Annotated in this window: 18 protein-coding genes; 8 read left to right on the top strand and 10 right to left on the bottom strand. The window is 39.5% G+C overall.

All coding sequences use genetic code 11. The annotated features are described in order from the left end of the window. Positions 1–2 precede the first annotated feature (2 nt). On the top strand, positions 3–1,295 hold the full coding sequence (locus L6494_RS27060) for a hypothetical protein (protein WP_237989459.1): 1,293 nt from the start codon (positions 3–5) through the stop codon (positions 1,293–1,295). Between the two features lie 171 nt (positions 1,296–1,466). On the opposite strand, the gene L6494_RS27055 is transcribed toward L6494_RS27060, so the two are convergent. The 3 genes from L6494_RS27055 to L6494_RS27045 form a co-directional block, all read right to left on the bottom strand. Next, on the bottom strand, positions 1,467–3,035 hold the full coding sequence (locus tag L6494_RS27055; RefSeq protein ID WP_237990841.1) for an O-linked N-acetylglucosamine transferase, SPINDLY family protein: 1,569 nt from the start codon (positions 3,033–3,035) through the stop codon (positions 1,467–1,469). Positions 3,036–3,160: 125 nt separating this feature from the next. Beyond that, positions 3,161–5,485 carry a methyltransferase domain-containing protein gene (locus L6494_RS27050; protein WP_237990840.1) on the bottom strand — a complete coding sequence of 775 codons (2,325 nt, stop codon included), beginning with the start codon at positions 5,483–5,485 and terminating at the stop codon, positions 3,161–3,163. Between the two features lie 77 nt (positions 5,486–5,562). After that, a complete protein-coding gene (locus L6494_RS27045; protein ID WP_237990839.1) occupies positions 5,563–5,955 on the bottom strand; it encodes a tetratricopeptide repeat protein in 393 nt (130 codons plus the stop codon). 1,130 nt (positions 5,956–7,085) lie between these two features. Here L6494_RS27045 and L6494_RS27040 point away from each other — a divergent pair. Continuing rightward, positions 7,086–7,304 carry a DUF4327 family protein gene (locus L6494_RS27040; RefSeq protein WP_237990838.1) on the top strand — a complete coding sequence of 73 codons (219 nt, stop codon included), beginning with the start codon at positions 7,086–7,088 and terminating at the stop codon, positions 7,302–7,304. Positions 7,305–7,494: 190 nt separating this feature from the next. Here the strand turns inward: L6494_RS27040 and L6494_RS27035 are convergent, their stop codons facing one another. After that, positions 7,495–8,280, bottom strand: coding sequence for a hypothetical protein (locus tag L6494_RS27035; RefSeq protein ID WP_237996304.1), 786 nt, complete (start codon positions 8,278–8,280; stop codon positions 7,495–7,497). A 388-nt stretch (positions 8,281–8,668) separates the two neighbouring features. On the opposite strand from L6494_RS27035, the gene L6494_RS27030 reads away from it, so the two are divergent. The 3 genes from L6494_RS27030 (at position 8,669) to L6494_RS27020 (ending at position 11,135) form a co-directional block, all read left to right on the top strand. Continuing rightward, the gene (locus L6494_RS27030; RefSeq protein ID WP_237990837.1) at positions 8,669–9,124 is read left to right on the top strand and encodes a hypothetical protein; all 456 of its coding nucleotides are present in this window, start codon (positions 8,669–8,671) and stop codon (positions 9,122–9,124) included. A 150-nt stretch (positions 9,125–9,274) separates the two neighbouring features. Beyond that, entirely contained in the window at positions 9,275–10,183 is a 909-nt protein-coding gene (locus L6494_RS27025) for a hypothetical protein (RefSeq protein ID WP_237990836.1), read from the top strand. Positions 10,184–10,469: 286 nt separating this feature from the next. After that, positions 10,470–11,135, top strand: a complete 666-nt coding sequence (locus L6494_RS27020; protein ID WP_237990835.1) for a hypothetical protein — start codon at positions 10,470–10,472, stop codon at positions 11,133–11,135. 89 nt (positions 11,136–11,224) lie between these two features. On the opposite strand, the gene L6494_RS27015 is transcribed toward L6494_RS27020, so the two are convergent. Further along, positions 11,225–12,442, bottom strand: a complete 1,218-nt coding sequence (locus L6494_RS27015) for an acetate kinase (RefSeq protein ID WP_237990834.1) — start codon at positions 12,440–12,442, stop codon at positions 11,225–11,227. Between the two features lie 100 nt (positions 12,443–12,542). On the opposite strand from L6494_RS27015, the gene L6494_RS27010 reads away from it, so the two are divergent. Next, the gene (locus L6494_RS27010; protein ID WP_237990833.1) at positions 12,543–12,896 is read left to right on the top strand and encodes a hypothetical protein; all 354 of its coding nucleotides are present in this window, start codon (positions 12,543–12,545) and stop codon (positions 12,894–12,896) included. A 370-nt stretch (positions 12,897–13,266) separates the two neighbouring features. Here L6494_RS27010 and L6494_RS27005 read toward each other — a convergent pair whose 3' ends face one another. From L6494_RS27005 to L6494_RS26990, 4 genes are all read right to left on the bottom strand, one after another. Then, positions 13,267–14,268, bottom strand: a complete 1,002-nt coding sequence (locus tag L6494_RS27005; RefSeq protein WP_237990832.1) for a transaldolase — start codon at positions 14,266–14,268, stop codon at positions 13,267–13,269. Positions 14,269–14,410: 142 nt separating this feature from the next. Next, positions 14,411–15,841 (bottom strand): pyruvate kinase, encoded by a 1,431-nt coding sequence (pyk, locus tag L6494_RS27000; protein WP_237990831.1) that lies wholly within the window; start codon positions 15,839–15,841, stop codon positions 14,411–14,413. Positions 15,842–16,080: 239 nt separating this feature from the next. Then, positions 16,081–17,112, bottom strand: coding sequence for a type I glyceraldehyde-3-phosphate dehydrogenase (gene gap / locus L6494_RS26995; RefSeq protein WP_237990830.1), 1,032 nt, complete (start codon positions 17,110–17,112; stop codon positions 16,081–16,083). A 492-nt stretch (positions 17,113–17,604) separates the two neighbouring features. Continuing rightward, positions 17,605–19,986: a phosphoketolase family protein gene (locus tag L6494_RS26990; protein ID WP_237990829.1), complete on the bottom strand. Its 2,382-nt coding sequence runs from the start codon at positions 19,984–19,986 to the stop codon at positions 17,605–17,607. Between the two features lie 475 nt (positions 19,987–20,461). Here L6494_RS26990 and uvrA point away from each other — a divergent pair, with 475 nt between their 5' ends. Next, on the top strand, positions 20,462–23,341 hold the full coding sequence (gene uvrA / locus L6494_RS26985; RefSeq protein WP_237990828.1) for an excinuclease ABC subunit UvrA: 2,880 nt from the start codon (positions 20,462–20,464) through the stop codon (positions 23,339–23,341). Between the two features lie 105 nt (positions 23,342–23,446). On the opposite strand, the gene L6494_RS30920 is transcribed toward uvrA, so the two are convergent. Further along, positions 23,447–23,569 carry a hypothetical protein gene (locus L6494_RS30920; protein WP_269139277.1) on the bottom strand — a complete coding sequence of 41 codons (123 nt, stop codon included), beginning with the start codon at positions 23,567–23,569 and terminating at the stop codon, positions 23,447–23,449. A 270-nt stretch (positions 23,570–23,839) separates the two neighbouring features. On the opposite strand from L6494_RS30920, the gene L6494_RS26980 reads away from it, so the two are divergent. Continuing rightward, the gene (locus L6494_RS26980) at positions 23,840–25,477 is read left to right on the top strand and encodes an alpha/beta hydrolase (protein ID WP_237990827.1); all 1,638 of its coding nucleotides are present in this window, start codon (positions 23,840–23,842) and stop codon (positions 25,475–25,477) included. Positions 25,478–25,492: the final 15 nt, after the last annotated feature.

The following is a 25,492-nucleotide window of genomic DNA, read 5'->3' as shown; positions in this document are numbered from 1 at the left end:
AGATGGTGGCAGCGTTCGGGCATCAATATAGCGTTCAAACAGTACAAAAAGCCATACAACAAAGCATTGATTCTGGAAGTAGCTTACGAGGAGTTGAGAATAACTTGAAGTGGGAAGCATCGGCGGAGGAAGTAAAAACTCCCTGCTTCAGTAGTGTGAGAAGTTGGTTAGGAAGAATTGGTTTATATGAACTACAACGAGCCAAAGAATACCGAAGTGATTGGGTTTTTATTATAGACCTAACAGTAGAATTAGGAAAGCAAAAGTGTTTGGTGGTTTTGGGAGTATCTCAACAATACTTAGAATCGGAAGTTTTCCCATCAAAAAGAGGATTAAAACACCATGATGTTCAAGTATTAGCACTGGAAATCATGGATTCGACCAGAGGAGAATTGATTGAACAAAAGCTTTGTGAACTAACTACTAAAGTGGGCTGCCCAGTACAAATAATAGCAGATCATGGTAGTGACATTGAAAAAGGAATTAAGCTTTACATACAAAAATATCCAGATGTAGTTTATACGTATGATGTAACTCATGCAATGGCTTTATTACTCAAACATGAGCTAGCTAATTCCGAAAAATATCAATCTTTTATTCAAAAATGTAATCAGTGTCGGCATCAACTTCAACAAACCGAATTAGCCTTTATATCTCCACCATCGCAACGCTCTCAATGTCGTTATTTCAATGTAGAGAAGTTGATTAATTGGGCAGAGAAACTGTTGAAATGTCCAATTGAGACTTTATTAAAATTAGCAGAAACTTCTGACCCGGACATTTTCAATCAAAAATTAATTATGAAGTTTGGATGGTTAAAAGATTATCAAGAAGACATCCGGATTTGGAGTCAAATGGTGATGATGACCAGAGCCTTAGAAATTCAACTTAAACAAAACGGTATTAATCAAGAATCTCTAGCTGAATTCCAGTTAAAAAACAATTCAACATTTCTGGATATAACTTTCCCACAAAATATTTGGTTATATATAAAAACTGAAATCGAACAGATTCCCAAGGATAAAACTTTTTTGGCAGCTTCTGATATCATTGAATCTATTTTTGGTAAATACAAACATTTTTCCTCTAGATGCCCTCTCAAACAGATAGGTCAGATGATTTTAAGCATTTGTTTATGTACGATGAATTTGACCACATCTGTGGTTAAACAGGCATTAGAAAATGTTCGCTATATAGACCTTAAGGATTGGTCATCTCAAGTTTTTGGTCAGTCCATGCTCTCGAAAAGAAAAATCGTATTTTCGACCTTAGATAACGACGCAGAATTTGTATGAACTTTTTTTAATGCTTTTCCTACAAAGTCAACACCCTAGGTTAGGGGGTTAGGTTTCACACTGACCTGACTTTCCACATAACGTGAAAAGTCAGGTCAGTGTGAAACAATCTAGCAATACTGAAAAATTATTCATACTGACGCACTCTACTAAACTTAAATTTGGGATAATTTATTTTTTCTTGTTTTCTTCGTTTGAGTGAATGTAGGCTTTTTCAACAACCTCTTTATAAAATGCTTCCAAACCTGCGACACAAACTTTATCATCAAATAATTTGTCATGACGTTGACCCATTTTTTCTGAAATCTTCCGTCGCCAAGCAGGATTCTGCCCTAATTTAACAGCAATATCAATATATTCCGCTTCATTTTGAGCAATAGTATCTGTCACTCCCAACATTTTCAAAAAACTATCAGAGTGACGACCCCGCATAAATTCCCCAGGACAAGTAACAATAGGAAGATTACAAGCGATCGCTTCTAAGGTAGTATTACCACCAGACCAAGTAAATGTATCTAAGTAAACATCTGAAAGTAAGTTAATCATCAAATAGTCTAATCTTTCAGGAATACTAAGAAATACACAATAATCTTCAAATTTTAGCCCCAAAGCATCAAAAGCTCGTTGTAGACGTTCTTGAAGTAACGTACCACGCAAAAATATAAACTTAGCTTGCGGTACACGACACGCTATTTCCGCAAAAATAAAATCATATTGTGGTAAATATTTAAACGGTGCTTGACAGCATAAATAGAGAATATCATCATCTGACAAGGCAAAATCAGCACGACTTTTAACCACTTGTGGAATATAAGGTTTAGGGTAAGAAACACCAATATTAGGTAAGCGAATTAATTTTTCTGAGTAATGTTCTTGAGCATTTTCTGCTTCCATTAACTCGCTAGATAAAAAGTAATCAATAGTAGATAACCCAGTTGTTACTGGATGTCCCCAAGCAACACATTGTACTGGTGCAAGTCGCAAAGCACCCATAAGCATAGTTTGGGGATTCATACCAATTTCTGGATACACTAAAATTTGTAAATTATCCGCAATAATTTGTTCACAAACCCCCGGCAAATTGTAAGGGATATGGTGGAACAAATCACTATATTCTCTAAAATTATCGGTCACTGCATCTGGTTCATTACCTGTGTAATAACAGTAAATTTCAAAATTGTAGCGATCGCAGTATTTTAACCAGCCAGTTAACCATAGTGTACCACTATAAGAATGCAGATAATGAGAAACATAACCAACCCGAATTTTTTGATTATGTTGTAGTTTAGGCACAGATAAAGGGACAACCCATTGAGGAAAGTTAGCCGCCATAATTTCATGTACTAACTTCCCATATTGGCGTTGCAAATCTATATCATTTTGTGCCTGATATGATAAATAAAAATTAGTTAGCCGACTGATACCAGCTAAAGCACTCTGCTTTTCTTCAAGAGTATTGAGAGATGTTTGATTAATTAAATCTTGGAGTCCTTGAATAAAACGCTGGCGATAAAATGGTATTTCTTCTTGATTATTGTAAATACTTGGAACTGTCAGATATTTAAGAATTTTAAATGTATAATCATTAGGTAAACATTGGCAAGCTTTTTCAGCACTGTTTATAGCCTCTTGAATACGCCGATTACGCCGCAAGTCAATAATCAAGGTAAAATGAAATCTACCATCGGTAGGGTAAAGTTCAATTCCTTGCTGTAGAGTCTGAAAATACTCATCTAGCAAGTTGGAATTTCTATAACACTGGCTTAAATCCCAGTAAAAATCTGCACTACCTTGGTGTGATTCTAGCAGTTTTTGATATGAGGCGATCGCTTCTTGCCATTTACCTTCATTGAATAATTTTTTACTTAAGCAAAAAAAAACTCTTCATCTCGTACTTGGCGAAAGCTTTCTAGTTCATAAGATGTGAGAGTTTCCGCTTTGGCTTGTATTAGTGCTTGTTGATTTTCCTGTTCTAAAATAATTCGTCCATGAAGACGAGGTAGTAAAGCTTTCCATTGAATATCAGCTAAATTTATCACTAATGTAATTTCTAATTCATTGGTAATATCTAAATCTTCCTCCATTAGAAGACTCATTGTGATGCTAGATAAGAACAACTCAGCGTCTTCAGCTAAAATATTAGTAGTATCAATCAGTAAAGTTGTCTTGCTACTTTCAGAATGAGTTGCTATTGTCTTAATTACTTGTGCCAACTCCAAACTGATTAAATCTTCTGATTCTGACCAATCAGGGAAAACAATTAAATTAATCTCTTTCAGATTTAAAGATAGAAGCGTCGCATCAATTAAAGCAGAACTGACAATTTCTGCCATTTTTGACCAAGAAAATTTTTGTATTTGAGCCAAACCCGCAGTAATTAATAATTGACGAACTCCCGGTTTTTGTACTTCACATAGTGCATTTACTAGCCCGTCTACATCATTATTTACATATATTGCTGCGTCACCTGCTACCTCTGGAATTGAAGCATTAGGACAAGTAATTACAGGACAGCCACAAGCCATTGCTTCAATTATCGGCATTCCAAAACCTTCATATTTAGAAGGATAAACTAAAGCCACAGCACCAGAGTAAGCGATTGCTAAATCTTCATCGCTGAGTTGCAAGGTATGAACAACACTACCAGATGTATAAGCTCGAAATTCAGAGGTTAATGCAGTACCAATTCCTGTACAAACTATATCAAATCCAGAACCACTCGCTAATTGTGAAAATGCCTGGAAGAACAAAATACCGTTTTTATAACCACTACCTGTCCCAACCAAGAGAAAATAAGGTTTTGTAATACCGTATTTAGTTTTAAAACTATTAACTTTTGAGGATGATGCTGGTAACAGTGGATACTTAACTCCACAATAGGCTACAGTTACAGATTCTTGAGGAATATGAGAAAAGAATTTTGCTAAATCGTGGGCGGTATTCTCAGAGATTGCTATGTACGCCTGTGCTTGTTTGATAGCTTGATGTTTAGCTTGCCACATGGGATTATTCATATCCCACCCCATGACTTCTGGTATCATGTCATAAGCCATAAATACAGAAGGTGTTGTAAGTGGTGTAGTGTAGTAAGAAGAAATAAATAAATCTGCTCCTTCTTGTTCACATACTTGCTGTAACATTGCTCGATCTGTATCAATATCATGATAATCGTAACTGGGTATATTTAAGTATCTAATACCAGCAATTTTAGGTGCTGTACCCACACGATCAAGTACAATAATTTGCTTTGCAAAACCGTTACTTGCCCATTCTTCTAATAAAGATTTCCAAACACGAGCAATACCAGTTTGATATAGTTGAAAAAACACCCCATCTATTAAAATGGTTATGTTTTTAGTAGCAGATTCAGTTAAATCACTTTCCTTAGTTGAACATTCTGCAAAATTAGGATAATAGTTATTAATTAATGATTTAACAGCTTGTGAATAGTCATTTGCCAGTAAAGATTCTTTTTTTAAACTCTGAGGTTGACTGTGACATACATTATGAAACATATCAGGTAGTAGTTTCTTTTCTGTCAATAGATGCAAAGATGTTCCATTAGAGTAAAAATTTAAATTATATCTGTCCGCAATTATTGATAAAGAAGCAAATGTATACAGTGATATATGCTGTCCCTCATGAGTTGCATAATACCACCATTCATTAGGTTTAGGATTATTTTCTGGTAAAATTTCTGTGCTAAATAAAATGTTTCTCGAAAATTGGAGAATATGTTCTATTTCTTGAACAGGATCAACAAAATGCTCAAAAACTTCAAATGCAGTCACTAATTCATAATTATTGTTTTCATTTTTATCTATTTCAAATCCTTGGGCAAATAGATTATTACAAAATTTGTCAAACCAATAAAAGTTAAAACCATAGTCTCTCATCTGTCTAACAAACAGACCATAACCACCACCATAGTCCAAAAATTTTGCATTATGATCAAAAAGTTGAAAAATTATTTGGGATGCTTTTTGTGAAAGATGATGATTACGGAATACTAAACCAACATCAGTTTTAGCTATAGCATCAGAATAGGCTTCTGCTAACCAGTAAGGCTCTTCTGTTTGAACAAAACCACAATTAGAGCATTGGAAATAATTAACTTTATGTTTACCTAATAAAATTGCTTCAGCAAAAAAAATAGATTGAGATTGACAGACTTTACATTTTGTTGACATATATTTTTGTAATTGCTATTTATTTAAAATAAAATAATTACGTTTACTTGTTAAATATTAGCTATTGATTATCTTTATTACTCTTTTTCGCGTTTCTTCATATCCTCCAAAATAACCTTATAATCTTGCCTATCGGGATGTAGATTCACCAACTTTTCTAAAGGTTGTATCGCACCCTTAAAATCTTTCAACTGCACACGCACTAAAGAAAGCTTCTCCAACGCGACTTGGTTATTTGGTTCGCGCTGTAAAACTAATTCGTAACCCTTGGCTTGTTCTTGTAAAGAAGACTCAGCAGATGTAGTTGTAGTTACTGGTGCAGGACTCTGGATAGCCCGTTGAATTGCTGGAATAGCTGAAAACGCTGTTGAACCAACTAAAGAAACAATCGAAACTGCCGTTAAGATTCTTTTTTTCCTTTCAATCTGCTTTTTACGGACAACTAAATAGTCTTCGCCTGAACTAGCCATGTTTTAATCTGGATTGTGGTAAATACTTAGTTACAGCCATCTTCTAGATAAGAGATTACCCATTACCACCCAGAAACTAACATCTGAACTAAAGATTTTTCATGTTTGAAGGGAAATTGGGACTGGGGACTGGGGATTGGGGAGAAAATTTCAATTCCCATATCCCGCATTTCTCACAAAAAGTAGGGGCGGATTGAGCGAAATCTTCGTGAATGATTCGAGTATATCTGTAAACCCGCCCCTACGGACTCTGGACTGAGGTTGCAAGCATTGGTGAAAAATCCGGGATATATCTGCTTAATCTCTAGAGAAAAATTAAATTTATATTAAGATTTACAATGGTTTGATTTAACTCTAGATGTTTGCGTTATTGTAGATAACGGTTGAACCTAAAGAGCGAAATATTCTCTCACCGTTCTTTGAACATCTTCAATCAGCCAGTATTTTATGGGCTTTATAAAAATTGCACAGATTCTGGTAGATACAAAAAATAAGTTTTTACAAGTCGTCCCTGCTTGTGATGTTATTGCAACCTTGAGGACGACTGATTTTTCCGTCTTGCATTCACTATCATACCTATGCTGAGAACCTCCGGCTAATAGCTAAGGGGATGAAAGCTATTTGCCTAATTTATTAGGCAGTAAATTTGTAGTAAAATAAGGATAACTTCAAACAATTTTTTGATGAACAACCCATCTTTAAAAGAAGGATACATCAAGAGTAAAAATGTTTTTAGTAAAAGTAGCCACACAGCTAGAATTAAATCTAGCCGAGGTGGGTAGGGCATTTTGACAGTGCCACAGCAATATGATTTGTTCAATCTTATTAAATAAATCATATTGCAAACGTTGCGGGGTGGGTCTTTTAGACCCCGTAGCAACATCAGTTTAGAATCCTCCGGCTTCTAGCCGGGGGAGATGTCAAATGTGCTTGGTGAAATCTAAGTTTTGTGGAGTAATTACCGTACAAAACCGAATTTCATCATAAATGAGTAGAGTTTGTTATGGTATAGTAAGAAAGTTAAGACTAGCTTTGCCAAAAACACACTCTACGCATTGTTGACATTTGCAAGACGGAAAGCAGTTTTGATTAAGCATTTACCCAATAAAATTTTTAATTGAATAGAGGTTATGACTCAGCAAGTAATTCACCCAATGGTGAAATTGCAGCGTAACGTGCAATCACTCCTTGAATCGAATATTATCAAGACAAATGATAGCATTTGGAAGATTGCGCTGCTTTATGGCAATGACTGGCAGCACTGGAAACAGGAACTGCTAGATTTCGGTTTCACCATGCAAGACCCCATCGGCGATTTACTTGATGTTGAAACGTGGGACGAGGAATAGATTGGGGACTGGGGACTGGGAAATTTTTATTTGTATTTGATTGATTGCTAGTTACCAAAGGTAGCGGGGGAACTTGAAAGCCCCTGTCTTCTTAGCTAACACAAAACCTAACCCCCTAACCCCCTTCCCTACTAGGGACTACGGTGTACACACATCTTTGTACTGGATGCAAAATAGACATAAAAGAGGGTTAATCTTTTGGTGGTAATTTAATTCTATTAGTACCATCTGGGTTAGTAATTACCTCTCCCCCTAATTTCTCAATAGCGGTAATTGCTCTCTTACGAGTTTGTTCGTCAACGGGATTACCTAATACCATTGACCAAGTAGCAATTTGGGCATATTTACTATCAGGATTACGGCTAAGAAACTCGGCAGTTTTTTGAGAGGTGAAAGCTACAAGTTGACTTTCTTCATCTTTATATTCACTAGCCCAATTAGCTGCTGTTTCAAAAGATTTCTGGGCAGCTTGAGAATTTCCTAAAAATAATAACTCATCAATACCTTTATAACGCCAAATATAATAAGATTTCTCTGGAACTTTGGGAGATAATGATTTTAAACCCTCTTCCATTATTGCTATTGAGCGTTCTGGCATAGCAGCATAGATAGATGTACTGCTAGAAAGACTCAAATAAGCTGCTAAAAATTTGGGGTCACGTTTTAAAATAACTTCAAAATATTCAGGACTCAGACTATATCCAGTTCTTTCACGGACTTCATCATCACCAAAGTATTGTAAGAAATTTAGATAAGCCCAGTTTGCAACTAAATTATCATAACCAAAACTAGGCGTTTGCTTGAGTAGATTTAGCCTTAATTTCTCTTGCTGGAGTTCTTTCTCTAAAGTAGCTAAAGAAATATATTCCCGACTATTTAATAATTTTTGCAGCCTAGGCGATTGCATAGAGCCAATCCCTAAGATACATAAAATCACTACAAGAGGTGTTATGACACTTTGACGCGATATCAACATAGTTTTTCTATCTTTTTCGGCAGAGTTGCTCATTGTGTATAGTATTATTCCCGTAATAAGGTACTTCCAGATAAAAAATATCTAAACTGTAGGGTGCGTCAGTGCGATAGAACCTAACTATACTCAGAAATTATTCATACTGACGCACCCTACCCAACCATCAATTGCGGATAATTTATTTTTTGGTGTTCCCTAAGTCTTTTCGATAGTTAACGTAAATCCACGCTTGATAATTACTTTTTATACTTCTGATACTGTTTTATTTTAGATTATACACGGCTATTCCTTGTCATCTTTACTTAATTTTATTAAGTAAAGCTTGTCAAATTTCCCACATCCATTAGAATTGTACTCGTCTACATTGAAACCTTTGATCTTTAATTAGCTCATGGAAATTACTGTAAAAGAAGCGTCAGGTACAAACGGTCAACTCATCAAGGCTGAAAGTGGCAATTTTCAATCAATCATCAAGCAGCTAAACTCTAGTAACCTAGGGAGTAACAACATTATTGATGCGATGAAGGCAGCAATAGCTGAAGTTGTGGAGTTAAAAATTACTACTTGGGTTGTAGAACCATCTACTCAGTTAAATGAAGAATTACAACCTAGTACAGAATCTGCTCAACCAGGCAACAGAATTTATACCAAGATTAATATAATGGATGGCGATATCGAAAATGAGATTGGTAGTCCATTTCTTTGTAGTGGCCCTTATGCAGAACTCCTCAGCTTTCATTTAGATCAAGTCAAGGATAGCCGCGAAATCATGCAAAAGAATATAGAAAGTGTGCATAAAGTCTATAAAATTTTGATGGAAATGGCAAATTCTCGCAGGACAATATAACTAATCAATACAATTTTTGGGTTGTTTAATTAGTGAATTATATAGCCAAATGCCTACAGTAGATTATCTGCACTTGTAGGTTAATTTGCTTGTGATTGTAAAGACACCAAATTATTACAATATTTTGCCAAAATTAAAGAGGTTGTCATCGTGGTTAATAGGACTCAAGCTCAAGCTAGAGATAGTCTTGGAAGTCAAAATGAAAATAAAATTAACTTATCAAAGACTACTCAAGGCAGAGAGGGAATTCAATCTAAGTCTAGAAATTTATTAAATAAATTTGTATCTTCGGTGCAGGTATTAGTTGAAGATATTACAGCATTAGAAGTCAATACAATGATTGTTAATAGTATTAGTGGTACTAAATTTAGTGCTTGGGAAGCATACCAAGAAATATATTCCATACATGATAAAGATTACTTTGATGTTATGGGAATTCCTGAAGAATTACAAGATCGTTATAAAAGTTTATTTTCAGAATTAGAAAGAGAATACTTCTATCTTCTTATTGAAGATGTAAATCATACAATGAATGATTTGCAACATGAAAAAGTCCAACAATATCATCAGCGACTACATCTTTTAAAGGAACTTAAGCGAGGAAAAATAGTTGAATCTGATCCCAGATATGTAGAATTAGCTAGACCAATATTACCTGCACCTACTCCAGTAATAGATGATATCAATCAGGAAAAGCAGAGGAACTGGGAAGAAGAATGGCAAAGCAATTGTGACGAAATTCAAGCACTTTTAAATAATGAAAAGTTTGTGCGGACACTGCGTAAAATTATTGAACTGAAAGCGGCTTTAGATGGCGGTGATGTTACTAGTACCGAAATTGATACAATTTATGCCCAAACTGTTATGCAGTTAGATGGTGATATTATCACCAGATACCACAAAGACCTATTCGATTTATCAGAAGATTCAAAAAATTTGATTCTGCAAATTCATAATCAAGGAGTAGTAGCTGGCGAAAAACAGTGGCGGGGAATATTAGATTTCATGATTAATTTGGTAAAAAGTTTGGCAAATATATCTACCAATGGTCAACGATAAGACACACGTAAAGAGTCTTGCTGATGTTACTCTTGTTTTTTTATTGCCCATTTCTGAAGGTAATAGTGTTGAAATTAAGGTTGAACAGTCTCAATGTAGTTTCTACCTGAACCAGAAGATTGTAGAGCAAATTCAGCAATCTCAAAAAACAGGACTTTCTTTAAATATTCCGCCTAGGTTGCTCATTCATCTTTGGTACTGTACTTGCTTTCAGCATAATTTTGTTCCACATAGGAGAGTAAAAAAAGGTAAAAATAAAAGCACTAGCTCTTACCTGATTTTTCTCATGAATATTTTGAGAATATTTAGGAGTAAGTATTTACAAAATCAAACAAGTTTACAGATTGGATGTACTTTTAATTCTTACTATAGCCAACAAGAATTAACTACTGAGGATTATCAAGAAAAAGACTGTCTTTTACAAAGTATTGTCTTATTCTATGGTGATGTGATTCAGAAGGTTAAAAAGGACTTTCTACAAAATAATGCTAATTTAATAACAATTATTTCTGCTCATTATTGGTTGGTAGATCAGTTACTAAGTTCCTTAAGAAATAATTTAAATATGTTAGTTTGGGAATTTGCTTCCCTATTTCCGTCTGGATTTTTAGTTAGTAAAATAAATGCGCTCAATATATTTAATTCTAGTAGTGGGATAATTTGGTTAATTTTGATTTGGTTAGGATTAGCTTTATTCGTTGCCACTAGCAGGTATATACTTTTTAAACAACTACAAAAAGTTGTTGCTATTAATTATAAATATCTCAATTGGTTGGCGTGGGGAATAAGTTGTATAATTCCTGCGATCGCTATATTTTTAACTCAAGAAATCCAAGCAATTGATATTATATTTTTCCCAATTATATCAGCTTTTGTGCCTGTACTGATTCGGCAAAGTTTAAGTTTAATTTGGCCGCAAATTTTTCAACTAATTTTGCGGCGCGTGTTGTGAATAACCCCACCCCGCCAAAGCTACGCTTCGTCTCCCCTCCCCGTGAACGGGGAGGGGTCGGGGGTGGGGTTTAATGACATAATTAGGCATTACGAATTAATTAAACCCCAACATTCTTGAGCGATCGCCCAATCTTCTTGAGTATGAATTACTAATACCCGTACTGTAGAATCAGGGGTAGATATATCTTCATCTACGGGGTTGCTTTGATTTTTCTGGGGGTCGATTTTTAACCCTAAAAACCCGAAGGCTTCAGCCGCAGCTTGACGAATTCCGGCGGATTTCTCACCAATACCGGCGGTGAATATCAATACGTCTAAACCTCCAAGACTCGCCAGCATTGAACCAATATTAGCTTTTAAGCGATGCACAAAGATATCCCAAGCGAGTTGAGCGCGGTAGTTACCTTGAGTAATGGCTTCCATCACTTCGCGTAAATCGCTGGATACACCAGAAATTCCTCGTAATCCTGAAGCTTTATTTAATACATAATCTAGTCTTTCGGCAGAGTAATCATGTTGTCGCATGAGGTGAACGATAATCCCCGGATCTAATGAACCGCAACGGCTACCCATCATCAACCCATCTAAAGGTGTGAAACCCATTGTAGTATCAATACTGCGACCATTTTCTATGGCGGCTAAAGAAGACCCATTACCAAGATGACAGCTAATGATTCGCAGAGATGCTAAGTCTCGACCGAGGATTTGCGCTGCACGATGAGAACAGTATTGGTGACTGATACCATGAAACCCATAGCGGCGGATACCTTGTTCTACCCACTCATAGGGGCCAGGATAGATGGCGGCGGAATCGGGTAGGGTGGCATGAAATCCAGTATCAAATACTGCTACTTGGGGAACATTGCTTAAGCTTTTTTTTATGGCTTCTATGCCTTCTAATGCGGCTGGGTTATGGGCTGGGGCAAGGTTTGATAAACTCGCGATCGCCTGTTTTACTTCTTCTGTAATTATCACACTGTGGCGGTAACTTTGCCCACCATGTACTACCCGATGCCCCACCACATTGATTTCTGATAATTCACCAATCACCTTGGTAGAACCGCGACTGAGGGTATACAGCATATAGGCAACGTGTGCCTGTCGAGAATCACCATAGATAGACTCATGTAACTTTTCACCCGTGGCAGTTTTCACTTCAATTTCTGCCACACCCCGGTCTTGAGTCCAGTTAACTTTCCCTTCCCATAGAGGTTGGGGTGCTTCATTGGGGATAGCATGATCAGGGATTTCATACAGGCAACTTTTTTGGCTGCTAGAGCCTGCATTCAAAACTAGTACTTTCATTACTTTTGTAGATTTTAGGTTAGTGAAGTGTGAACTATATAGTTTCTAAATTTCCTGTATTTATTAATCTTATTACCGATAATCAGGGAGAAGCCAAGACGTGAACCGTTTCAAGAAGCTATCCTCAATCGTATTCCTGTTATTAGCCTTCATCTATCCGCCTGCTATAGCTGAAGCTAAGGATATAAGGACTGGTGACTGGGTGGAAAAAGGTCTTAATACTCAACTGATTGAGCCGGGTGTGGAGTTAGAAACAAATGTAGTTGGGGGAGGAGAAAGCGGAGAACTTTTGCTGGCTCACCGACAAAGAAGACGGCATTATTATCGGCGATCGCGGCATAGACGGCATTATTATCGCCGACGCAATCGTCATGGAAATTATTATCGTCATGGAAGATGGCAGCGAGTTCGCGATCGTCATGGTCGATACATATACCATTGGCGGCGGTATTAGTAATGCCTAATGCTGAAATCAATTCCGTTCAGATAATGTGAAAACTATCAATCGCATAAATTGGGGACGCTGTGAACTGGCTGTCCCCACTTACCCTGAATATCGGACAAGTGCAGATACCCTGTCGAGAAAGGTTGAAAATAACTAGGGTATAAGTTGTTTCTTCATAGTTGAATTACTTTTGATCCGCCATTTAGTAGTCAGTGGCTGTTTGTCTTACTAACTACTAAGCCACTAACTAGTCAAACGCCGTTACAACACGGAAAAAGCGTAAAGCCTGCGGCATAGCTGCGCTTAGAGCGGAGCATTAGACCATTGCGAATTGCGTTAGCGGAGCGGGGCGTTAGCCCATTGCGAATTGCGAATTGATTTAGTGGCTGGCTACTACTCCTTCTAGATGAGTTAGTCGTTCTGCTAAGAGTTTTTCTAAATCTTCTAGTGCTTTTGTAAAGCCTTTGATCCCTTCATCAAGTTTGTCGTTAGCCATGCGGTCAGTAGCGTGCATCTTGTCGAAGGTAGCCTTGTCCATCGCAATCTTCTCTACACCGGAAGTAGCAGCTTTAGCGGGGTCAAGTTTGCGGGGTAGGTCGCCGATGGTGGCTTGTAATTCACCCAACAAAGCTGGAGAAATGGTCAATAAATCACAACCTGCTAATTCCGTGATTTCGCCGATGTTACGGAAGCTTGCGCCCATAACTTCAGTTTTATAACCAAATTTTTTGTAGTAGTTGTAGATTGTAGTGACTGACAATACACCAGGGTCTTCCGCAGAGGGGTAGCTATCTTTGCCGGTTTCTTTTTTGTACCAGTCGAGAATACGACCGACGAAGGGAGAAATCAAAGTGATGCCACCTTCAGCGCAAGCGATCGCCTGATGCAAACCAAAGAGTAGAGTTAAGTTACAGTGAATCCCTTCTTTTTCTAGAATTTCCGCCGCTTTGATCCCTTCCCAGGTGGCAGCAATTTTAATTAAAACCCGCTCTGGTGTGATACCAGCCGCTTTATACTGAGCAATTAATTCCCGTGCTTTAGTAACGGTAGCTTCGGTATCGTAGGATAAACGGGCATCTACTTCTGTAGACACGCGACCGGGGATAATTTGCAGAATCTTCAGACCAAAGGAAACCGCTAGACGGTCAAAAGCCAAAGTTACGATTTGACTTTGGCTAGCACCTGCGCCGGCATCTTTTTTGGCTTGGAGTAAGGTTTGGTCAACAATATCCTGATATTCAGGCATCTTGGCTGCCGCCGTAATCAGTGAGGGATTGGTGGTGGCATCTTGGGGTGTAAACTTGCCAATGGCTTGGATATCACCTGTGTCTGCCACCACAACGGTCATTACACGCAATTGTTCTAGTAAATTTTTAGACATAAAATACTCCATGATTGTTGTTTATGTAGGATTTACAATTCCCCTCTTCTTCGCACCCGTTCTTATTCCTTACAATTCTGATTTTGGCAATTTTTCTTAACTATTGCCGATTGGCTGAAGTCTCAGCTTTATTTTAGGGGTGCTAGGCTGTGATGGGCTGTCCAATAGAATGCACTTTAATTAAACTAGTTGTTCCTGATTTACCAATTGGGACTCCAGAGGTAATAACTACCTTATCCCCTTCATGTACTAGACCTGTTCTGAGAATGGTGCTAACCAAATTCGTAAACATTTCTTCAGCATTGTAAACAGGTGGGATCAGCAAGGGTTCGACACCCCAAGATAATGCCATCTGGTGATAGGCGGTTTCATCGGGGGTTAAAGCAAAAATCGGTGTCTGAGGGCGGTATTTAGACACGAGTTTGGCTGTACTTCCTGATGAAGTGTTACACAAAATAGCCCGTGCGCCAGTTTCATAGGCGATACGACAGACGGCTTCAGCTACGGATTCAGTGACGCTGAGACTACCTGCATCATTTGTCCAGCAATGTCTACTACCCTCTTGCAAAGACTTTTCCGTTTCAATAGCAATATCGTGCATCATCTGCACAGCCGCCACAGGATACTCTCCCACAGCCGTTTCCCCAGAAAGCATGACGGCATCTGTACCATCAAGGATAGAGTTAGCCACATCAGTAGCTTCCGCACGGGTGGGATCGGGTGCGCCAATCATCGACTCTAACATTTGGGTGGCGGTAATGACTGGCTTACCCGCTTGATTGCAACGGCGAATAATGTCTTTTTGAATCATGGGGACTTTGTGAATGGGCATTTCTACCCCCAAATCACCACGGGCGATCATAATCCCATCGGCGGCGGCGATAATGGAGTCAATATGCTCAACCGCCTCTGGACGCTCGATTTTAGCGATTACCCGAATTGACAAACCCGCCGCTTCAATCATGCGCTGGGCTGGTTCTAAGTCGTAGGGTGACTGGACAAAGGAAACCGCCACCCAATCAACCCCCAATTCCATCCCAAAGCGCAAATCATGTAAGTCTTTTTCGGTGATAGAACTGACAGGTAAGCGAGTCAGAGGGAGGTTTACACCTTTGCGAGTGGAAATTACCCCGCCAGTTTTGACTAGAGCATGAATACGATCGGCATCGCGATCGCATACAATCATCTTCACTCGACCATCATTAATTAAAATCGGTTCTCCCGGTCGTACCATTGCAAACAACGTTGGCAATGGTAAGGGTAATTCGTGAATGTTGTCACCCTTCTCTTTTAAGACAAAGGTAACTTCATCACCAGCTTCTACCGTCAACCCTTCTGGCGGTAGAGTTCCCAAACGAATTTTCGGCCCACACAAATCTTGCAACAAAGCTACAGGCCTTTGTTCATCAGCACTGATTTGTCTAATATACTGAGCAGTTTGGGCATGGAATTCATAAGCCCCGTGGGAAAAATTCAGCCGCGCCACATTCATCCCGGCTTCTACCAACGCTTGCAGTCTGTCTGGTGCAGAGGTAGCAGGCCCTACAGTACAGATAATTTTTGTTCGACGCATAGGGGTGATGGTGTGAGGAGTTAGGGAATGAGTAATGAGTAATGAGTAATGAGTAATGAGTAATGAGTAATGAGTAATGAGTAATGAGTAATGAGTAATGAGTAATGAGTAATGCTTTAGCACCCTCATCAGGAGTAAAACAAGTAACAATGAGTGAGTTTACCCTGACTCAGCACCGGCTAAACGCCGCGCTACCGCTAACAGCACTCAGCACTCAGCACTCAAAACTCAGCACTCTCTTAAACTGTTACCAGTTGTTCTTTCTGTGCCATTGACAGCATTAGGTCAACTACACGGTGAGAGTAGCCCCATTCGTTGTCATACCAAGCGACCACTTTGAAGAAGTTTGAGTTTAATTCAATACCAGCACCTGCGTCGAAAATACTGGAATGGCGATCGCCTTGAAAATCTGTAGATACTACTTCTTCGTCTGTATAGCCCAAAACCCCTGCTAGTGATCCTTCAGCAGCCGCTTTCATGGCTGCACAAATTTCTTTGTAACTAGTGGATTTACTAGTTTTGAAGGTTAAATCCACTACAGAAACATCAGGGGTAGGGACTCGGAACGCCATCCCAGTTAACTTACCCTTCAATTCTGGTAAAACCAGTGCCACTGCTTTAGCTGCACCTGTAGAAGAAGGAATAATATTTTGGGCTGCACCGCGACCACCCCGCCAGTCTTTTTTACTGGGGCCGTCTACAGTGGGTTGGGTAGCAGTCATGGCGTGAACTGTAGTCATTAACCCTTCTGCTAAACCAAAGTTATCGTTAATCACTTTGGCGATGGGGGCTAGACAGTTGGTAGTACAACTAGCATTGGAAACAATCACATCCTTACTGGGATCAAAGAGTTGATGGTTAACACCTACCAACAGTGTCTTAACTCTTTCTGGTTCTTTGGTAGGCGCAGAAATAACTACGCGCCTTGCACCAGCTTGTAGGTGTTTGGATGCACCTTCATAGTCTGTAAACAGTCCGGTCGATTCTACGACATAATCTGTGCCAAGTTTACCCCAAGGTAATTCGGCGGGATTTCTGACTGACATACAAGGAATGAAGTGTCCATCAATCAAAATGCCGTCTTCTTTGGCTTCCACCTGACCTTGATACTTACCATGAGTAGAGTCGTACTTTAAGAGGTAAGCTAGGTTATCTGGTGGTACTAGGTCGTTAATACCCACAAACTCAATATTGGGGTTGTTCATGCCAGCGCGAAGCACAAGCCGCCCAATACGACCAAATCCGTTGATGCCAACTTTTAACTTCGTCAAAACAAACCTCCTCTTAATCTGGGAACGCCTCAAATTTGAGGCGAACGAACTTATTACCCTAGCTATAACACTGGATTTCGCCGGGTGAATTTTGGTATGACTTAGCTGATCGTGACAGTCCTAGAAGCCAAAAGCCCAATTACTTGGCATCTTTTAAGGTTTTGGGGATTGGGAGAAGAGGAGACCTCTTGCTTAACAATTCAAAATTCAAAATTCAAAATTCAAAATTCAAAATTAAAGACAGTTGGAGTCGGGGATTTAAACCCCAACTCAACTGATACTACGTGTAGACGTAGGGGTCTTAAACCCTTGAATTTACGATAAATGCTTAAGGTGTCATGTTGAGCGAAGCGAAACATCTCAAAGATGATACATTTCATTCAGAATGACACATCTCATGTTCGGACTTTTGCAAGAGGTATAGGAATTGGGGCAGGGGGCAAAGGGGATAAGAGTTTCCCCATTTCTCCCTGCTCCCTGCTCCCCTGCCTCTTAATACGGCCACTGCCAATCACGAATATCTGGCATATCCTCGCCGTGTTTCTCAATGTAGTGTTTGTGTTCGATCAACTTGTCTTGGAGATGTTGCTTCACATAAGCTGCTTTGTACCCTAGTTTGGGGACGCGATCGATTACATCCATAACTAAATGGAAGCGATCTAAATCGTTCAGGACAACCATATCAAATGGGGTGGTTGTAGTTCCCTCTTCTTTGTAACCGCGCACATGGAGGTTTTTATGGTTGGTTTGGCGATAGGTTAGGCGATGGATTAACCAAGGATAACCATGAAAGGCAAAGATGATGGGTTTGTCGGTGGTGAATAGGGTATCAAAGTCCTTGGGACTTAAACCGTGGGGATGTTCTGTGTTGGGTTGCAAGGTCATCAAATCCACAACGTTGATTACCCGCACTTTTAAGTCTGGGAAGTTTTGCCGCAAAATATCCACAGCCGCTAAGGTTTCTAAGGTGGGGACATCTCCAGCGCAAGCCATGACTACATCTGGTTCGCCACCTTGGTCATTACTTGCCCATTCCCAAATGCTGATCCCTTTGGTGCAGTGTTTAATCGCTGCATCCATATCCAGATATTGCAGTGCTGGTTGTTTCCCTGCCACGATGACGTTGACGTATTGACGGCTTCTTAAGCAATGGTCTGTCACCGACAAGAGGGTGTTGGCATCGGGTGGTAAATACACGCGCACAATCTCGGCTTTTTTGTTCATTACATGATCAATAAAACCGGGGTCTTGGTGAGAGAATCCGTTATGATCTTGCCGCCAAACGTGGGATGTCAGTAGATAATTCAGGGATGCAATCGGTCTGCGCCAAGGGATTTCGCGGGTACTTTTCAACCATTTGGCGTGTTGGTTGAACATGGAGTCAATAATGTGGATAAATGCTTCGTAGCAAGAGAAGAAACCATGACGACCTGTAAGTAGATAGCCTTCTAACCATCCTTGGCAGTTGGTTTCACTGAGCATTTCCATTACCCGACCATTAGGAGAAAGATGGTCGTCTTCTGGGAGGGTTTGGGCTACCCAAGTCCGGTCTGTGACTTCTAAGACAGCATTGAGACGATTTGAGGCTGTTTCGTCAGGGCCAAAGACGCGGAAGTTACGACTGTCTTGGTTGAGTTTCATCACATCCCGCAGCAACTCACCTGTCACTTTGGTAGCTTCAGCAATGACTCTACCTGGTTGGGGAACATCAACTGCATAGTTTTGGAAGTCGGGCATCTGTAAGTCCCGCAACAATATCCCGCCGTTAGCGTGGGGATTGTCACCCATGCGGCGATGTCCGTGGGGGGCGAGTTCTGCCAGTTCGGGGATCAGTGTACCGTTAGCATCGAAGAGTTCTTCGGGTTTGTAACTCTTCATCCAGTCTTCTAGGAGTTGGATGTGATGCGGTTGACCGGCTAGATCACCAAATGGTACTTGATGCGATCGCCAAGAATCTTCTGTTTTTTTCCCGTCTACTTCTTTTGGACCTGTCCAACCTTTAGGGGTTCTCAGGATAATCATCGGCCATTGGGGACGTTTGGTAAACCCATGTACACGGGCTTCTCTTTGGATGCTATGAATTTCTGCCGTGATGGTGTCTAAAGTCGCCGCCATCTGCTGATGCACATCCGCAGGATCAGAACCTTCCACAAAGTAAGGTTTGTAACCATACCCTACAAATAGGCTTTCCAATTCCTCGTAACTCAACCGCGCCAATACCGTGGGGTTAGCGATTTTATACCCATTTAGGTGCAGAATCGGTAACACAGCCCCGTCTGTAGCAGGGTTGAGGAACTTGTTGGAATGCCAGCTAGTAGCTAATGCCCCGGTTTCTGCTTCCCCATCACCAACAACCGCAGCCACAATTAAATCAGGGTTATCAAAGGCAGCACCAAAGGCATGGACAAGGGCATAACCTAGTTCTCCGCCTTCGTGGATAGAACCGGGAGTTTCCGGTGCTACGTGGCTGGGAATACCACCAGGAAAGGAGAATTGTTTGAATAGTTTTTGCATCCCCTCAGCATCTTGGGAGATATTGGGGTAATACTCACTGTAAGTTCCTTCTAAGTAAGTATTAGCTACCAGTCCAGGCCCGCCATGACCAGGCCCAGCAATGTAGATCATGTCTAGGTCATACTTTTTGATGATTCTATTGAGGTGAACATAGATAAAGTTCAGCCCCGGTGTTGTTCCCCAATGCCCCAACAGTCTAGGTTTGACGTGTTCTAAAGTGAGTTTTTCTTTGAGTAGAGGATTGTCAAGTAAATATATTTGCCCTACTGACAAATAGTTAGCTGCGCGCCAGTAGGCATTCATTTTATGCAATTCTGCATCGGTTAAAGGCTTTGTCTGTGGAGGACTTGCTAAGGTCATATCACTCTCCATTACATATAGTTGTTGTGCCGAATTTCTTCTCTATGCCAGTGTAGTTATCTACAGTCTGAAGGTCATCTTACCCATGACAAATTTTTCCAATTTATGCTGAAAATTTAAGGTTTATTCGCCACTGACTACACTGACATCAATCTAAAAAATAGAACTCCAAAAATTGTGGGCATGACCTGTAGGTAAGGTTAACAGACTTTACATTTCAGTGAGTAATTTTTAACATTATTTTTATGTATTGTTAAGAAAATCACCAATGTGTTGAATCTACTACCTAAAAGAAATATTCCTTTTGATATAAATTAATCAAATTATAAGTATTGCAATAACTACACATTCAACATTCAACGTTTGCGGTATAACAGTATAATTGTACTACTATAGGCATAGTCATCACAAAGCTTCGTAAAGATAGTATTATTAAGAACTGTTTCACGCTGCCTCTCATTATTGGCCCGTCAATATGTCAGATCACAAGCTAGCCGCATCCCTGAATGGACACCTCCCCTATCCCAACTCTAACCCCCAGAATACAATTCGCATTCGCGGCGCAAGACAGCATAATCTGAAGAATATTGACTTGGAGTTGCCGCGCGATCGCCTGATAGTGTTCACTGGTGTATCAGGTTCGGGTAAGTCGTCTTTGGCGTTTGATACTATTTTCGCTGAAGGTCAACGGCGTTATGTAGAATCTCTCAGTGCTTACGCTCGCCAGTTTTTGGGACAACTAGATAAGCCAGATGTAGAAGCAATCGAAGGTTTAAGTCCGGCGATTTCCATTGACCAGAAATCTACGTCTCATAACCCCCGTTCCACGGTGGGGACGGTGACGGAAATTTACGATTATTTGCGGCTGTTGTTTGGTCGGGCTGGTGAACCCCATTGTCCCATATGCGATCGCTCTATTGCACCTCAAACTATAGACGAAATGTGCGATCGCATTATGGAACTACCAGACCGGACTAAGTTCCAAATTCTCGCGCCTGTGGTGCGGGGTAAAAAGGGGACTCATCGCAAGTTATTATCTAGTTTGGCTTCCCAAGGATTTGTCCGTGTCCGCATCAATGGCGAAGTCCGGGAACTGTCAGACTCAATTGAATTAGATAAAAATTATACCCATAATATTGAAGTAGTTATTGACCGCTTGGTGAAAAAGCCTGAGATTCAGGAACGTTTATTTGATTCTTTATCTACGTGTCTGAAACAATCAGGCGGTATTGCCAAAATTTTGCTTAGTCCTACTACGGAGAACTCCCCAGAGGAAGAACAAGAGTTAGTCTTCTCGGAAAACTTTGCTTGTCCTGAACATGGCGCGGTGATGGATGAATTATCACCGCGCTTATTCTCGTTTAATTCACCCTATGGTGCTTGTCCTCACTGTCACGGTCTGGGGACTTTAAGGAGATTTTCGCCAGAGTTGGTAGTACCCGACCCTGAAGCACCAGTATATGCTGCGATCGCGCCTTGGTCTGATAAAGACAATTCTTATTATTTAGAATTACTTTATAGTGTGGGTAGCAATCATGGTTTTGAATTACAAACAAATTGGCACAAATTAACACCAGAACAACAGCAGGTTATTCTGTATGGTGAAAAAACAACAGATAACCAAAAGACATCACAATATAAAGGTGCTATCCCAATTTTACAGCGACAATATGAAGGCGGTTCTGAGTTAATTAAGCAAAAATTAGAGCAGTATGTAGTTGATCAACCATGTGAAGTATGCGGCGGTAAAAGATTAAAACCGGAAGCTTTAGGAGTTAGGTTAGGTCAATATAACATCTTAGATTTAACAAGTGTTTCAATTCGGGATTGTCGGGAGAGAATTGATCATTTAAAATTGAGCGATCGGCAAATTAAAATTGCTGATTTAGTGCTAAGAGAAATCAGAGCTAGATTGCAATTTTTATTAGATGTCGGCTTAGATTACCTCAGCTTAGATAGAGCCGCCATGACCCTTTCTGGTGGTGAATCACAACGTATTCGCCTAGCCACACAAATTGGTTCTGGTTTAACAGGAGTTCTCTACGTTTTAGACGAACCAAGTATTGGTTTACATCAAAGAGATAACAATAGACTGCTTAAAACTTTAACCAAATTACGTGATTTAGGTAATACCTTAATTGTTGTAGAACACGATGAAGAAACCATCCGCGCCGCCGACTACATAGTTGATATTGGACCCGGTGCAGGTGTTCATGGTGGTAATATTATCGCCCAAGGTGATTTTCAAGCATTACTCACAGCCGAACAATCATTAACAGGTGCATATTTATCAGGACGCAAAGTAATTAATACCCCAGCAGAACGCCGCCAAGGAAATGGACGCACTTTAATCATTAAAAATGCCCATCGCAACAACTTAAAAAATATCGATGTTGATATTCCTTTAGGTAAACTTGTTGTGGTTACTGGTGTTTCTGGTTCTGGAAAATCAACTTTAATTAACGAATTAGTTTATCCATCATTGCAACATCATTTAACTAAAAAAGTTCCTCTACCTAAAGATGTTGAGAAAATTCAGGGATTAAATAGTGTTGATAAAGCAATCGTAATTGATCAGTCTCCCATTGGAAGGACACCCCGTTCTAACCCTGCGACTTATACAGGGGTGTTTGATGTAATTCGGGATGTATTTTCCCAAACTGTAGAAGCTAAAACCAGGGGTTATAAACCCGGACAATTTTCTTTCAACGTTAAAGGTGGACGGTGTGAAGCGTGTAGCGGACAGGGTGTAAATATCATTGAAATGAATTTCCTCCCTGATGTTTATGTACAGTGTGAAGTGTGTAAAGGTGCAAGATATAACCGCGACACTTTGCAGGTAAAATATAAAAATAAGTCTATTGCTGACGTTCTCAATATGACAGTTGAGGAGAGTTTAGACTTTTTTCAAAATATCCCTAAAGCTGTCACTCGTTTACAAACATTATTCGATGTCGGGTTAGGTTATGTGCAGTTAGGACAACCAGCCACTACCTTATCTGGTGGCGAAGCGCAAAGAGTAAAACTAGCTACAGAATTATCTCGTCGCGCCACGGGTAAGACACTTTATTTAATCGATGAACCCACAACAGGTTTATCTTTTTATGATGTGCATAAGTTATTAGATGTCTTGCAAAGATTGGTAGATAAAGGTAATTCAGTTTTATTAATTGAACACAATTTAGATGTAATTCGTTGTGCGGATTGGGTGATAGATTTGGGGCCGGAAGGTGGCGATAAAGGTGGAGAAATTATCGCTGTGGGAACACCGGAGGAAGTTGCTAGAAATTCTCGGTCTTATACTGGACAATATTTGCAGCAAGTTTTGCAACATTATCCAGCGATTAAAAAATAAAATTAATAGGTTTAAAGCTAAACGCGATCGCTTAATCTAAAAGAAACAAACTTACATCAACATGAAAAAACTTTCCTAAAGCCTCAGCTTGTTTTTGAGTGATTTCTATTTGACCATATTTTGAGTTTGGTGAATTGGTTCATCTTGAGATTGATATTGATGAGAAATATTTTGCTCTTGCTGTTGATTTAGGACAACAGCACAACTGGCGCAAGTATGAAAAGACATATTCTGGACTTTGCTATCTATATCTATTATCGCACTGCGGATTTAGTTTAAAACCCGCTAGTTCAGTACATCCCAAGACATGAGTGAATTCTCTGATGACGATGTTTGATTTATGCTACAAATAGTAGATTCTAAATGTAAGCACTTGCTTTATGATGCTCATAGCCTACTTTGTAATGTGTGAGTTTTGACGGTTCGTAGTAAGGACTTTAGTCCTTAGAAAAATTAGGACTAAAGTCCTTACTACAAACTTGCATATCCATTTTTCTCATGAAAAAAATTCTGAAATACCTGAGTTTAGGGCTATTATCTACATTTTTAACCGCAACTCCTGGATTCGCTGCTGAACGCATCAGTTTTTTTTATCCTCCCTTTGGGGAATTGTCCTTACCTGTCGATTCTTTAGAAACTTTCGCTAAGGAAGGCAGAATAGACAATGATTTCCAATTTTATGCCCAGCGTGCCACACCTGAACAATTAGCTCAACTGCGGGAACTACTTCAGATACGTTTTAATGTCACTCCAACTCTTGTATCTCAAGTTACTTACTCACCAGTTGGCGAAGAGCTTTTGCAAAGGCTAGGAGAATTGCTGTTAACTGATTCTCGCAGAAATGGCTTTTATGCTTTGCGTGCTGCTTTAATTTTGTCGGCTGCTTCTCCTGAAGGCTTATCACTTGTGAATGTGTTGCGGAAGTTTCCTAGCAAAAGTGTGCGGCTAAATTTTACAGAGGGTATAAAAATAGTTGATAATTTATCACAGTTGCTCAAAACTAGGGATAATGTTGTATCTTTTCTGCAAAAAGAAGCTCTAACACAGTCTCTTACTTCCCAAACGGATTTTTCGCAGTTACCAGATTTAAGAGAGCCTGGAAAATTTCGTTGGCAAGCAACCAGGTTTAATTTAAATGATGTAACACGAAACCGCCTCCTCCCTCTAGATTTATACTTACCTACAATCAGCCAAGAGAATGACAATCAGCCACCTTTTCCCCTCATTGTAATTTCTCATGGTGTCGCTTCAGACCGCTATACCTTTGCTTACTTAGCTCAACATTTAGCATCTTACGGTTTTGCTGTCGCCGTTCTAGAACATCCTGGTAGTAACGCTAGACGTTTTCAGCAATACTTTACAGGTTTGGCAGAACCACCAGAACCAAGGGAATTTATTGATAGACCGCTAGATATCAAGTTTTTGTTAGATGAACTCCAGCTGATGGAACAAGCTGATCCCAAACTTCGAGGAAAACTTAATTTTGAGCAAATAGGAGCAATTGGTCAATCTTTTGGAGGTTACACTGTTTTAGCCTTAGGAGGGGCTGAGATTAACTTTGACCAACTTAAGCAAATTTGTCTACCTGATAATTCAAATTTGAATTTATCGTTGATTTTGCAATGTCAAGCAACTGAATTATCCTCAGAAAACTATGAGCTTAAAGATAATCGCATCAAGACCATCATCGCTATTAATCCTATTAATAGTGCTATTTTCGGTGAAAGTGGTATGAATCAAATACAAGTTCCTGTCATGCTGATGACAGGTAGTCAAGATATTTTTGCACCTCCTTTACCAGAACAGATTCTCCCCTTTACTTGGTTGCCAAATCCTAATAAATATCTAGTTTTAATTGAAAATGCTACTCATTTCACATTTATAGGCGAATCTCCTAATGACAGTAATGTTTTACCTGTACCAACCGGCTTGTTAGGCCCTGACCGTACTGTTGCTTATTCCTATCTCAATGCTTTAAGTGTGGCTTTTTTACAAGCTAATCTTCTCAATCGGACTGAATCCAATGTCTATTTACAGTCTTCCTATGCTCAATATATTAGTCAATCTCCTCTGAATCTCAGTCTTTTACAGTCATTAACTACAGAACAATTGAATCAAGCGGTGAATAGGAAATAGGTGACAGGTGACAGG

It is taken from the genome of Nostoc sp. UHCC 0870 (assembly GCF_022063185.1).
GTDB lineage: Bacteria > Cyanobacteriota > Cyanobacteriia > Cyanobacteriales > Nostocaceae > Trichormus.
The sequence above is the reverse complement of the archived record's forward strand: the minus strand, read 5'-3'. Positions and strand labels throughout refer to the sequence as shown.

Bases quoted from the DNA above. Each gene is read 5' to 3' on its own strand.
- L6494_RS27060 (WP_237989459.1), top strand. From the start codon at position 3: ATGGTGGCAGCGTTCGGGCATCAATATAGCGTTCAAACAGTACAAAAA.
- L6494_RS27050 (WP_237990840.1), bottom strand. From the start codon at position 5,485: ATGTCAACAAAATGTAAAGTCTGTCAATCTCAATCTATTTTTTTTGCT.
- L6494_RS27045 (WP_237990839.1), bottom strand. From the start codon at position 5,955: ATGGCTAGTTCAGGCGAAGACTATTTAGTTGTCCGTAAAAAGCAGATT.
- L6494_RS27040 (WP_237990838.1), top strand. From the start codon at position 7,086: ATGACTCAGCAAGTAATTCACCCAATGGTGAAATTGCAGCGTAACGTG.
- L6494_RS27035 (WP_237996304.1), bottom strand. From the start codon at position 8,280: ATGTTGATATCGCGTCAAAGTGTCATAACACCTCTTGTAGTGATTTTA.
- L6494_RS27030 (WP_237990837.1), top strand. From the start codon at position 8,669: ATGGAAATTACTGTAAAAGAAGCGTCAGGTACAAACGGTCAACTCATC.
- L6494_RS27020 (WP_237990835.1), top strand. From the start codon at position 10,470: ATGAATATTTTGAGAATATTTAGGAGTAAGTATTTACAAAATCAAACA.
- L6494_RS27015 (WP_237990834.1), bottom strand. From the start codon at position 12,442: ATGAAAGTACTAGTTTTGAATGCAGGCTCTAGCAGCCAAAAAAGTTGC.
- L6494_RS27005 (WP_237990832.1), bottom strand. From the start codon at position 14,268: ATGTCTAAAAATTTACTAGAACAATTGCGTGTAATGACCGTTGTGGTG.
- pyk (WP_237990831.1), bottom strand. From the start codon at position 15,841: ATGCGTCGAACAAAAATTATCTGTACTGTAGGGCCTGCTACCTCTGCA.
- L6494_RS26990 (WP_237990829.1), bottom strand. From the start codon at position 19,986: ATGACCTTAGCAAGTCCTCCACAGACAAAGCCTTTAACCGATGCAGAA.
- uvrA (WP_237990828.1), top strand. From the start codon at position 20,462: ATGTCAGATCACAAGCTAGCCGCATCCCTGAATGGACACCTCCCCTAT.
- L6494_RS30920 (WP_269139277.1), bottom strand. From the start codon at position 23,569: ATGTCTTTTCATACTTGCGCCAGTTGTGCTGTTGTCCTAAATCAACAG.
- L6494_RS26980 (WP_237990827.1), top strand. From the start codon at position 23,840: ATGAAAAAAATTCTGAAATACCTGAGTTTAGGGCTATTATCTACATTT.